General features: G+C 44.4%; 12 protein-coding genes. 6 read left to right on the plus strand and 6 right to left on the minus strand.

Annotated features, from left to right (window positions below; all coding sequences use genetic code 11):
* Window positions 1-59: 59 nt before the first annotated feature.
* The 4 genes from R7P69_RS09145 to torE form a co-directional block, all read right to left on the minus strand.
* Window positions 60-1,799 carry a glycoside hydrolase family 36 protein gene (locus R7P69_RS09145; protein ID WP_053303207.1) on the minus strand — a complete coding sequence of 580 codons (1,740 nt, stop codon included), beginning with the start codon at window positions 1,797-1,799 and terminating at the stop codon, window positions 60-62.
* Between the two features lie 198 nt (window positions 1,800-1,997).
* Window positions 1,998-4,460 carry a trimethylamine-N-oxide reductase TorA gene (gene torA, locus R7P69_RS09150; RefSeq protein ID WP_005378138.1) on the minus strand — a complete coding sequence of 821 codons (2,463 nt, stop codon included), beginning with the start codon at window positions 4,458-4,460 and terminating at the stop codon, window positions 1,998-2,000.
* Between the two features lie 26 nt (window positions 4,461-4,486).
* A complete protein-coding gene (gene torC / locus R7P69_RS09155) occupies window positions 4,487-5,671 on the minus strand; it encodes a pentaheme c-type cytochrome TorC (protein WP_005378139.1) in 1,185 nt (394 codons plus the stop codon).
* Between the two features lie 50 nt (window positions 5,672-5,721).
* Window positions 5,722-5,901: a trimethylamine N-oxide reductase system protein TorE gene (gene torE / locus R7P69_RS09160; protein ID WP_005378141.1), complete on the minus strand. Its 180-nt coding sequence runs from the start codon at window positions 5,899-5,901 to the stop codon at window positions 5,722-5,724.
* 462 nt (window positions 5,902-6,363) lie between these two features.
* Here torE and R7P69_RS09165 point away from each other — a divergent pair, with 462 nt between their 5' ends.
* Window positions 6,364-7,176 carry an ABC transporter permease gene (locus R7P69_RS09165; protein ID WP_017634681.1) on the plus strand — a complete coding sequence of 271 codons (813 nt, stop codon included), beginning with the start codon at window positions 6,364-6,366 and terminating at the stop codon, window positions 7,174-7,176.
* A 354-nt stretch (window positions 7,177-7,530) separates the two neighbouring features.
* Entirely contained in the window at window positions 7,531-7,668 is a 138-nt protein-coding gene (locus R7P69_RS09170) for a hypothetical protein (RefSeq protein ID WP_005378145.1), read from the plus strand.
* A gap of 85 nt (window positions 7,669-7,753) precedes the next feature.
* On the opposite strand, the gene focA is transcribed toward R7P69_RS09170, so the two are convergent.
* The gene (focA, locus tag R7P69_RS09175) at window positions 7,754-8,614 is read right to left on the minus strand and encodes a formate transporter FocA (RefSeq protein WP_005378146.1); all 861 of its coding nucleotides are present in this window, start codon (window positions 8,612-8,614) and stop codon (window positions 7,754-7,756) included.
* A gap of 299 nt (window positions 8,615-8,913) precedes the next feature.
* Between focA and R7P69_RS09180 the strand changes: the two genes are divergently transcribed.
* Entirely contained in the window at window positions 8,914-9,147 is a 234-nt protein-coding gene (locus R7P69_RS09180; RefSeq protein ID WP_005387662.1) for a TIGR02647 family protein, read from the plus strand.
* Window positions 9,148-9,190: 43 nt separating this feature from the next.
* Here R7P69_RS09180 and R7P69_RS09185 read toward each other — a convergent pair whose 3' ends face one another.
* Window positions 9,191-9,637: a PACE efflux transporter gene (locus R7P69_RS09185; protein ID WP_005378150.1), complete on the minus strand. Its 447-nt coding sequence runs from the start codon at window positions 9,635-9,637 to the stop codon at window positions 9,191-9,193.
* 89 nt (window positions 9,638-9,726) lie between these two features.
* On the opposite strand from R7P69_RS09185, the gene R7P69_RS09190 reads away from it, so the two are divergent.
* Genes R7P69_RS09190 through R7P69_RS09200 form a run of 3 tightly spaced genes read left to right on the plus strand, consistent with a single transcriptional unit; the run spans window position 9,727 to window position 12,086 of the window.
* A complete protein-coding gene (locus R7P69_RS09190) occupies window positions 9,727-10,605 on the plus strand; it encodes a LysR family transcriptional regulator (RefSeq protein ID WP_005378151.1) in 879 nt (292 codons plus the stop codon).
* 18 nt (window positions 10,606-10,623) lie between these two features.
* Window positions 10,624-11,451 (plus strand): NAD-dependent epimerase/dehydratase family protein, encoded by an 828-nt coding sequence (locus R7P69_RS09195; RefSeq protein WP_017634682.1) that lies wholly within the window; start codon window positions 10,624-10,626, stop codon window positions 11,449-11,451.
* Entirely contained in the window at window positions 11,448-12,086 is a 639-nt protein-coding gene (locus tag R7P69_RS09200; RefSeq protein ID WP_042522048.1) for a YdcF family protein, read from the plus strand. The genes R7P69_RS09195 and R7P69_RS09200 overlap by 4 nt, the downstream gene beginning before the upstream one ends.
* Window positions 12,087-12,145 lie beyond the last annotated feature (59 nt).

Raw genomic sequence — 12,145 nt, forward strand, 5'->3', positions numbered from 1 at the left:
GAGAAAGGAGCCGCAATAGGCTCCTTTCTTGATCTTGGTATTGGGCGATTTACTTCACGTTATGCTGTAACGATCGCTTTCGCATTGAGCCCTTTATCCACGCTCACCATTAACAACTGGCAAGGTTCTTGGTTTAGCTTTTCCCCTGTCCAGTAATCATACCAGTCCACCGGTTGATCAGACGTCAGCGTAAATTCCATCGCTCCGTAACTCGCATAATTAAACAAACAATGGAGGTCATTCTTCGTCGTTAGTTTTAAAAACGCGTGATTTAAACTCAAAGCGGTAAACTTTGCAGATTGTTGGTTACGTTGTTGACGTAACATGAGCTTAGACAGTGTCTTCTTAGCAAACGGTGTAATCTCAGGGAGCGGGTCACCAGACAGCAGCAAACCACCACTCGCTAATAACACCGTGCGATGAAATTCATACTCTTCTCTGGATGCAGATTGATTAGCTAATGAAGTGAACGTGGCGCAATCCGGGTCAATTTGCCACAGTTTTCGGTGCTGCCAACTACGGTAAAAGGTTTCTTTGGCTATCTGTTCGAATCGACGACTATGACGCTCTACATCGTCAGAAACACGCATTGCATCCACAAGCCCCAGAGATGGCCACATTGGCGCGTTGCAACCTAAAAGCCACGCATCACCAGCGCCTTTGGCAATCGCTTCCATACCCATGCGGTAGGCTTCTACACCGGTGACACCCGATTGGCTTCGTTTACCTTTTAACGTGCCCCAGTAGTTTGCGTCTAATTTGAATAGCTCAACGCCCCACTCTTGACGCATAACAGAGACCACATGAGTTAGGTGATCTTGCACTTCAGGGTTTGAAGTATCGAGAATGTACCAAGGCGTGCATCGCCAACCACCGTATGTGACATCTTCTGCTTTAAGTAAGCTTCCATCTTTGTGGCGAACAAACCAATCTGGATGCTGTTTGAAGATCTCCGACTCAGGCTGAGCAATAAAGGGCGCCATCCAAATCGCCGGCTTTTTGCCTTTTGCACGGATACTATGAATGAGCTCTTTTACGCCACCAGAAAACTTATCTGATGGGGTTAACCAATCGCCCATAAAGGCTTGATAGCCATCATCCAGAAGTACCCACTCCAGGTCTTCGAGCTTATCTTGCATGCAATCAACGTTCTGCATGATGTTTTGCTCTGTCACGTCTGCGTAGTACGCGTACCACGAACACCAACCAACAGGCGCATCTTGTGTCACACCTTGGCGAACAGGATGATGCTTTGCAATCATCTCGCCATAGGTTTGATAAAGCTCGGACAGCGATTGACCACAGAGTACCGCCACGGATTCAAGTTGATTACTTTCCCAATCCGCCACTTGAGTCAACTCACCATCAATTGCGGCTGATAAAACCCAATGCCCATCACGCAGCACAACATCAAAATAGCCTGCAAAGCGATGACATGATGTGAAGCCAAATAATGTGTAGCCCGCTGAACCTTCCACCACTAAATAGTTGTAATAACGCTTAGGTGCATTTTTAGGGTAGATTCGATAAGAAGGATTATTGTCTGGGCAGCGACCAATATCAACGGGGTGATTGATCGTTCCCGCCGTTTGCGCCAACATTTGAAAACCATCCCCAATTACGTTGGCCTCGTGCTCGTACAAAAACGGCATTTCGAATAACACTTCACGGTCCGTAAAGGTTTTATTGTGAAGGCCAGCAAAAGAAAAATGTAATTGATTACCCTCGACTTCAACTTGGAAGTCATTGTTATTCACAGTGATCTCAGTGTGATTTGCTAATTGAATGCTCTGAGCCATAAAGAGTCTACTCACTTAATTATTATTGTTTAGCTTGGCGCATTATCTCCTGCTTGTCTCACCCAATTCGTTACCATCATCACGAATACCAGTCTCGTTTAACGTTATGAAGTTACTATTGAGACAACGCTCACTGAAATTTTGATAAAAAAATACCAGCCCTGAGGCTGGTATTTGGATTTATGCAAACTGCACTAATTAAGCAACTTCGATCGGACCACCAAATGAAGTGACTGGCGGCACTTTACCTGTGAACTTCTCGAAGTCTACGATACATGTGTTCGCAGAAGTCGCCTGTGCAAGCTCAGAAGAACCGATGTCTTGCGTTAGGGTGTTAGGATCACCGTAGGTACAGATTGCGCCTTCTTTCTCGTTTAGAGGACCGTACCATGCACCTTCTTCGATACGAATAACGCCACGTGGGTAGCTGTCAGTCAAAACAGCACCAGCTAACAGCTGACCACGACCGTTGAATACACGTACCAAATCACCATCTTTGATACCTTTTGCTTTGGCATCCGCTGGGTTGATGTAAACCGGCTCACGACCTTGTACCGCGTAAGTCGCGCGGAACTCTTCAGACTCACACATTTGAGAGTGCAGACGCTTGTCTGGGTGACAAGACTGCAACCAGAATGGGTATTTGTCTGAACCAGGGCCACCGTGTGAACGCTCTGATTTTTCGAACCACATTGGGTGCTCTTGACAGTGTTCGTAACCGTAACGGCCGATCTTACGTGATGTAATCTCGATGAAGCCAGACGGTGTACCTAGAGGGTTAAGCTCAGGGTCTTTACGGAAGTCCGCGTGACGAACCCAAGGTTTACCTTCACCGAAGTCTAGTACGCTCTTCTCCCAGAACTCATTGAATTCTGGCATTTCGAACTTACCTTCGTTCGCTTTCTTACAATCGTTGTATAGGCTTTCGATCCACTCCATCTCGCTCATACCACGAGTGTATTCTTCGCGGCGACCAAAACGCTGAGTTAGTTCACTCATGATTTGGAAGTCAGGCTTAGATTGGAACAATGGATCAACTAGGCGATGCATCGCAATCAGACCTTTGTTCGAGTATGAACCGTATACGTCGATGTCGTTACGTTCCCATTGCGTACACGCCGGTAGAACGATATCTGAGAAACGACATGTCGCAGTCCAAGCAAACTCGATCGTTACAACCGTTTGAAGCTTGCGGAACGCTTTCTTCATGCGGTTACGATCTTGATGGTGGTGCCATGGGTTACAACCCGAGATAACCATCATCTTGAAGTCTGGCAGTTTCACTTTACCGCCGTTGTAGTTGATCTCTTTGCCAGGCTCTAGCAGACAGTCGATCCAACGTGCAACAGGGATAGTACGACTGTAACCGTTAAAGTCGTTGTTGTCCCACTTCGGTTTCATACCTTGGTCAAGGTTACGAGGGAAACCACCAGGGCCCGCGAAACCAGTAGAAGGCACACCGATACTTGAGTAATGGTGACCGTAAGAGATACCACCGCCAGGTAGACCGATTTGACCAACCATTGCAGCAACCACAGCCGCTGCCCAGTATGGCTGCTCACCGTGCTCTTGACGCTGGATACACCAACCCATCAGGATCTGTGTACGACCGCTGACTAGCATGCGTGCGAATTCACGGATCTTGTCCGCTTTCACGCCACAAATCGCTGCTGCCCATTCAGGCGTCTTCTCTACTTTGTCTTTTGTCTTACCTTGAACGTATTGAATGAACTCTTCAAAGCCGAGACAGTAAGTATCAATGAACTTCTTATCGTACAGGTTTTCGTTGTACAACACGTGTGCCACAGCGAGCATGAACGCTACGTCTGTCAGCGGGTTGATGTACAAGTGATCGTTCTCTAAGTAGCGCTGAGTTTTGTTCTTCACTGGGTCTACAGATAGAACGTTGATCTCACCTTTCGCCACTTTTTCTTTTAGTTGTGCAAGGTACTTAAACGACTCATGCGTTTCACAGTTCCAACCTACTTGAAGGTTTTTCACTGGGTCGTTAGCCCAAAGAACGATGTTGTCAGAGTTTTCTAGGATCTCAGACCAAGACGTACCTTGTGCGTACACTTCGGTTGAACCTAGCACGTACGGCATAATGGTTTGACCTGCACCCGTCGAGTAGTCACCTACTTTAGTGATGAAGTTGCCGTGCATACCTACTGCACGTTGCATGTGCGCTGTACAGTTGTTAAATGAACCCGTTTGGTTCCAACCTGTTTGACCTGCATGCAGCGCCCATGGGCCGTAGTCTTTTTGAATACGTTCTAGTTCGCGATAAAACAAATCTAGCGCTTCATCCCAAGTTACTCGGATGAAACGGTTGTTACCGCGAGTATCTGCGCTGTATTTGTGTTTCTTCAACCAATCTAGACGAACCATTGGGTAACGAACACGTGAAGGGCTGTAGATAATACCCTTAATGCCGTTCAACATTTCTGTTGGGTTTTTGTCTAGCTCTAGCGGCTTGATCTCTTGAACTTTACCCGCGTAGATGTGGGCGCGGAACGCGCCCCAGTGAGAACCGGTTACTTTCCAAGTACCTGTCGTCTCAACGGCATTTGCAGAGGCGGACGCCAATAAGCTAGGACCAATTACTGACGCTGCACTTGTGGTTGCTACACCTTTAAGAAAACTTCTTCGTGTAATAGCCATTTAAAATTACTCCAATCCGACGCTTATTAGTGGTGACCTTCAGCATAATCTGAAGAGTGTTTCTGTAGATACTTCAAGATCAGTGCTTCACTGTCTGTATCTAGGTTAACGAACGCCAACATACCGTCGAACATACCTGGCCAGGTGTTCGCGTCGAAGTGCGCTTCCGCAGGTTGAGTGTGACATACAGAACAATTGGTCTTGTAGGCTTCACGAGATTTTTCCCAAACAGGATTGATGTCGTTCAGCATAGACTCTTTCTTAATCCATACTTTCGCCGCTACTTTTTCCCAAGGAAGGCCTGTTAGCTCATCCACTTTTTTCTCACCAGTCGTCACAATGTTGCTGTCTGTTGCTGCTTCTTTCATCAGAGACGCAGTCGCAATGTTCTTACCGAAGTCTTCTTGAATTACACGACCAAAACCTTTTGCTTTGCGCCAACCGTCAATTTCGATCTCAACAAACTCGCCTTTGTCTTCAAGAACTTTAACGGTCGATGCAGGATTAAGAAGACCAGCTTCTTTACTGCCTTGCGCATCAAAGTAAATTGGTAGGTGACGAACGCTCACGAGTTGCTGACCAACGCCGTAATCCGTGTTAGAAGTCATACCCTCTAGATCACCCACGATACCGCCAATGCTGTCCATGCCTGCTGGTAGGTTGTGCGCAATACCCTTGTGACAGTCAACACAGCTTTGATCTTTCTCAGCGGCTTGCTTCATTTGGATACGAGCCGTAGGAGACATTTGCTCGAAATCCATCGATTCGTAGTTGTGACAGTTTTTACACTCCAGAGATTTGTTTGCCGAGAAACGATCCCATTCGTGTTTAGCAAGTTCGATACGACGCTCTTCGAACACACCCGGTTCGTCGTAGTTGCCAAATACTTGTGCAAATACTTCTTTAGAAGCTTGCATCTTACGAGCGATCTTATCTGTCCAGTTATGTGGAACGTGACAATCAGGACAGGTAGCACGAACACCAGAGTGGTTTTTCCAGTGCACCGTTTCTTGTAGCTCAACGTACACGTTGTCACGCATTGTGTGACAACTAATACAGAATTCTTCTGTGTTGGTTGCTTCTAGAGCGGTGTTAAAGCCACCCCAAAAGATAACACCAGCAATAAAGCCGCCCATAGTCAGCACACCTAGGCTGATATGTACAGCTGGGCGCGTCATGGTACGCCACAGTTTAATGATTAATGATTTCATTATTTGCTCTCTTAAAATCTTTTCAAAAGTGTGGTTATGAGCTCACTGGCTTACATGCCGTGCGCGCCTGGAGGCCCAAAGAAGAAGACTTGCAACATCCAAACGATGAACCCGTAGCCGCCAACAAAGGCCACACTCAGAATTGGGAAGAGAACAACTGCAATGAAGAGGAACGACTTCCACTCCAGGGAGCGTTTTTCACCACTCTCAATTTTATTAACATCACTCATACATTTGCCTATTTTGTATCTAGTGTTATTGAAAAGCCCGCGTAACCAAGCTTAAGTTTTTTACAATCTCTAATGGAAAATGTTAGACCATGCTAATAGTAGGGTTCAATCAAATAAGCGACCTCAGACCTTGTAATTCAACACTTTTTTGAGCTCATCCAGAGATATGATGGATTGATGTTATTTATTAAAAAACATGAACAGATGTGACAAAATAAGTCTTTTAAGGAGTTGTTAAATAACCAACATTTAAGAAACATCGATCACATTTAAATCGTAATTACCATGCCATAAATCGACTTAAAAACTCCGAAAAAGATAACCGTTTGTAAACAAAATGCTGCGTATTAATGTCTAAAATAGCACTCAAGGTTTACTTTAAGAACAGCAAAAAGTGCACATAGTGGTTCATATAAAGGGGAGGCTTAGATACAATTATTCGCGTATTTTCAAGGAGCGATTATGGATAACGTGGTGGATATAAGCTGGGTCAAACTGGCACTGTTTGGTTTGATTTTATTGGTCCCCTTCTTTATCAATGCCCGCTACAAATTAGGGATAGCAAAAGACACCATAATCAGTGTTATCCGAATGACACTTCAGCTCATATTGATTGGCGTGTATTTAGAATATCTTTTTCAATTAAACAGCTTACTTGTCAATATACTTTGGCTTGCCATCATGCTACTGATTGGTGCCAGCTCAATTGCGGGAAAAGCTCACTTACCTAAAAAGCCACTTATGCTTCCGCTACTAACGGGCCTTACCTGTGGTCTAATACCACTTCTGATAGCAATTACAGCAGGCCTAGTGCAACCATCCCCTATTTACAATGCGCAGTACATGATCCCACTTGCTGGTATGTTATTGGGTAACAGCTTGAGTAGTAATATCATCGCTCTTCAGAATTTGTTTACGGCTTTTGAGCAGAGACAAGCAGAATATGAGGCTGCAATCTCACTTGGAGCCTCTCCTCGCTACGCATCCTTCCCCTTCATTCAAGAGGCTCTTAGAAAGTCCCTTGCCCCGACTTTAGCTTCTATGGCCACTACAGGACTGGTTACCTTACCGGGTATGATGACCGGTCAAATTCTAGGTGGCGCGAGCCCGATGGTTGCGATTAAATACCAGTTAGTAATTATGCTGGCTATTTTCGTCATGTTGAGTGCCTCCGTAACCATAACGTTAGAAATGACATTGCGCTGGGTACAAACCAAAGAAGGCCGAATCAAGATAAAAATCGAGCAACCCGAATCGACCAAAACTCACGGTTAGTTGGCGCTTGTGGGTAAAGCCCGTTAAACAACTTATGGTGCCAAGTCGAACGTACTTATAACTGAATAACTCAACTATTCTTCGAGCACTCATCAAGACGCTTTCAGATGAAAAGTCAGGCAGAATTCTTTTTGATATAAGCCTCTAATTTTATGAAATTTTCTTTGCAAGTTTAGATACGCACGACCTTTGATACAGGTTATCCACAGAAAATGTGGATAAGCCCCCAAAACCCATACGCAACCAGAAACATAGCAACATAAGTGATCAATCGAATCGTCATGCATTGATCACGTGACTGACATGTTCTAATTTTATAGTAAAGGCAGTGACCACAAACTTGGAGAGACGTACATGGATGTCTTAATGATCAAAGAAAATTACGATGAACTCCTGTCCGATGCACCTCTGGATTGGCTAGTTCAAGAACCAAAGGAAGTAACTTCTCATTGGCTCCCAACCGATTTTGGCATCAACGAAGAGTTGATTTAGCATGACTCGACTTATTTGACATTTGCAGAGACAAATAAAAAGAAAGGCGAACCATCTGGTTCGCCTTTCTTGTGATCTTCTAAACTTATCGCAAATGGTTATCTTCATCGCGTAGATAAATCATCCAATACCACATGCCAACAAATACGCCACCACCAATAATGTTTCCTATCGTAACAGGAATTAGGTTGTTTACGATGAACCCCATCATGTTTAAGTCCGCGTAGTTTGCAATATCTGCCCCTGTCATTTGCCAAAACGCTTCTGGCGCAAAGTACTTAATACCAATCGCCATAGGTACTTGGAACATGTTCGCAATACAGTGCTCAAAACCTGCCGACACGAACATAGCCACAGGCAAAATCATGACCGCTATTTTATCTGTCAATGTTCGCCCACTAAACGTCATCCAAACTGCAATACAAACTAATACGTTACACATAATGCCAAGCGCAACAGCAGCAAAGAAACCATGATGTAATTTGTGTTGGGAGATCGCCATCGCGTTAAGACCAACTTGGCCATGATCAAACATATATTGCTTGGTAACTAGCATACAGGCCACGAGCAAAATGGCCCCAACCATATTGCCAAAGTAAACCACCAACCAGTTTTTGATAAGTGCTTGCCAAGAGATTTTTCCACTCGCACGCGCAACTAGTGTTAGCACAGAGCTAGTGAAAAGCTCGCCGCCAGTAACCACCACCAAAATCAAACCAAGGCTAAATGCCAGACCACCAATGAGTCGTGTAATGCCCCAAGGCAGCTCGCCTGCGCCTGTCGTTACTGTGGTATAGAAGATGAAAGCAATACCAATATGAAGCCCCGCAGAAATGGCGAGCAGAAAAGATTTGATTGGAGCTTTCGTTGCTTTGCCTACCCCCACTTCAGCCGCGCGTTCCGCAGCTTGTGGCGGTAATAGTGAGTCAAACTGATTAAAGTTCATTCTGGTGTAACATTTAGAAACATTTAAAGAGGCGCGGATAATCGCTCTATTTCCCTATTTTTTCAAGTGCTATTTGGCGTGTTTACTAAAATCGTTGTTATTGGGAGATCAAGCAATAAATAGCGCCTATCATTCGCTACCGTAAGTATCATTGATACTTAACAAGTATTCGGCCTTTCGAACAAAGATCCTGCGTTATATCAGCCTGATAGCGCCATACTTAACACTTCTTGTCGTTGAATGTTGCCCAACGCTACTTTTCAGACTAGCTTGGTAAAAAAAGCGCAAAGGAATCATTTATGAAATATTCAGCTGAACATATCGCCGAATTGAATCTACTTCTTCAGTTCGACCTAAGTAGTGCTGCAACTGGTATTAAAGTTCATACAGACGCGTCAGAAGAAATGCAGGCAGCCGTTGCTCGTCTATATAAGAAGCAACTTTGTACACAGCCTGACGGTGGTTATCTAACAGACGAAGGCATTGAAGTTGCAGAACATGCAGATAAGATTTTAAGAGTTTTGTCTGTGTAATTTGAACAAAAAACGCCACCGAACTCGGTGGCGTTTTTTAGTCCTATATTTTTCCTGTCGATGCCTGCGGCAATAATCGCTTTTTCATTTTGCTAAATGGTTGAACCTTGTCATACAACCAGTTAAAACCAGTAGCATAAAATAGAAAGAAAACGAGGAAGCCGGCTTCCAGCATCAGAGCTTGAAGAAGCGTAATTTCTAAGAACCAGGCAATCACAGGTAGAGAGATAAAGATCAATCCTCCCTCGAAACCAACAGTGTGTCCAAGCCGCATCGCTAAACTTCGCTCAGCTCGATTGCCACCAAACCACTTATCAAAGTACAAGTTGTAGATGTAGTTCCATATCACGGTATACATGCTCAACCCGACCCCAACCAACGCAAGATCACTAGAGCCCTTTCCAGTGATCAATGAAGCCGCTGGTACAATAATCGCGAGTGCGATTAACTCAAAAAGTACTGCATGAAAAATTCGTTCGTTACGAGTCATATTTCTCTGTCCAAATAGTTCTACTCAATGCTTAGAATTTTATCTATTATTTAGATAACCAAAAGTTAGATACCATCGGTTTAAGCGATATGTTTACCATCGAACAACTGCAAGCTTTTATTGCTACATCAGAAGCAGGATCATTTTCAGGAGCAGCTAGAAAACTGGGGCGAGCTCAATCTGTAGTGAGCCAGCACATCATGAATATGGAGATCGACTGTGGCGTTGAGCTTTTTGATCGATCAGGCAGGTACCCTAAATTAACTGAGAATGGCCTCGCGCTCGTACCTTATGCACAAGCAACAATCAGCCAACTCGACCGCCTAAACAATAGGGCATCGCAGCTCTTTTCCACGCCAACGAACAAATTAGTCTTAGCTATTGATGAAGGGATTCCTCTGACTCGCTTGCCGGATGTGCTAAAGAAGTTAGAGCAACGCTTTCCACACTTACAAGTTGAATGCTTAACGGCATCAAGCCCTGATATCATTGAATTGGTTAAGTCGGAACGCGCCACGACTGGGATTATTTTGAGTGATTTACAAATGCCAAGGCACATCGATTTCACCAATCTTGGCAATATTGCATTTGATGTCTATGTCTCTTCAACACATCCTTTAGCAAAGCAGCAAATCACTCACATTGATCAACTAAAACAACATCGTCAATTGGTCATACGATCCAAAAGTGCAGAGCCATGTGGTCTCAATCAAGCATTTAGCCCAGATATCTGGTACGCTGATAACTACTATATTTTGTTGGAATTGGCGAATAAAGGGTTTGGTTGGTGCTTTCTACCACAGCATTTAGTCGCGTATTCACCTAATACATTAAAAAAAGTTGGGGATGATTTCACAAAACTGGCTTGGCAAGTCAATGTTGACCTTATTCAGCACCAGAAATGGCATTCAGATCCCCTCCATCAACAAGCCAAAGCAGAACTGCTCAACCTATTCGGGCAGACATAAGTAAGTAGGAAGACCCAAATGGCAAATACATTGATCGTAGGTGCAGGCTGGCTCGGAACTCCGCTAGCAGAAACATTGATGAAAGATGGACACTATGTTGTTGTCACTCGTCGTAGCCAAACTCGATTAAAAGAGTTACCCACCTCATTAACTCACTCCGCATTGTTCGATTTCAATCAATTGAACGCCACAGCACGGCTAGATGAGCTGCTCAAACAGCATCAAATTACGCACGTTATCGGTGCTTTTCCTCCAGGATTTCGTAAAGGACGCGGTCAAGAATATGCACAGCAATGGCAAATACTTGCCAACGCAGCTAAGCAAAACAACGTTGAAAAACTTCTCATGATCAGCTCTACAACGGTTTACCCTAACCTTGCTTCCGATATGGAAGAAGCTGACGCGTCAATCTCTTTAGCAGCCGAAAGCCCTTATTTCTCTGACAATGCACGTATTATGCTTCAAGCAGAGCAGCATGTTATCGACTCGAATATTAGCTTTGTTATTCTACGTTGTAGCGGATTAATCGGGCCAGATAGACACCCATCTCGCTTTGCAGCAAGGCTTCAACAAGTTAGTCGTAAAGCACCAGCTAATATGCTTCATCAAGATGATGCTGTCTCGGCTGCGAAATTTGCCTTAGGCAATTTAAGCAACCAAGTCATTAATGTTACGACACCTCATACTGTCAGCAAGGCTGAGTTCTACCAAGCTGCCATAAACAAAATCGGAAGTGAGATACCTCTTCCACCCGTCACAGAGCAAGCTGACAAGCGTATTCTTGCTGACAAACTACTCTCACTTGGTTATCGATTTCACTTCAATTCAACTTTGGATGCGCTATGAGACTCTATAGACATATAGAAACGCTTTGGGATTACATGCAACTCAAACATGAACTGAAACCTGCGGACTGTTTGTTTGTGATGTGCAGTAATGATGTGCGTGTAGCGGAGCACGCTGCCAAGCTCTACCACCAAAAGTTGGCACCTTTGATTGTATTTTCAGGGGGTGAAGGTCGCTTCACAGATGGACTGTTTGAAAAAAGCGAGGCAGAAACCTTTGCCGAGATTGCAAAGTTGTCGGGCGTTCCAAGTGAAGCAATTTTGCTCGAGACTAAATCCACAAACAGTGGAGAAAACGTTCGCTTTACTGAGCAACGATTAAAAGAGGAAGGAAAACAGTGTTCCTCGTTTATTCTGGTACAAAAACCGTTTATGGAGCGTAGAGCAATCGCGACATTTGAAAAACAGTGGCAGTCACCCTACACTCAGCTCCAAGTAAGCTCTGCGGCTCTTCCATTTTTTGAGTACATTAATGAAGACATGCCATTAATGATGGTGCTAGAAGCACTAATGGAAGATTTCTCTCGCGTGAAAAGCTATCCAGAGAAAGGATTTCAAACCGAGCAGAACATCCCTCAGCAAGTCGAATCTTCTTACCAGGCTTTACTCGAGCGATTTGGTTTTGACTTAGTCTAGCTTTTTCTAACCGACAAACAAAAAGCCACCAAGTACGGTGGCTTTTCTATATCAATACG

It is taken from the genome of Vibrio sp. 661 (assembly GCF_033339315.1).
Classification (GTDB): domain Bacteria; phylum Pseudomonadota; class Gammaproteobacteria; order Enterobacterales; family Vibrionaceae; genus Vibrio; species Vibrio alginolyticus.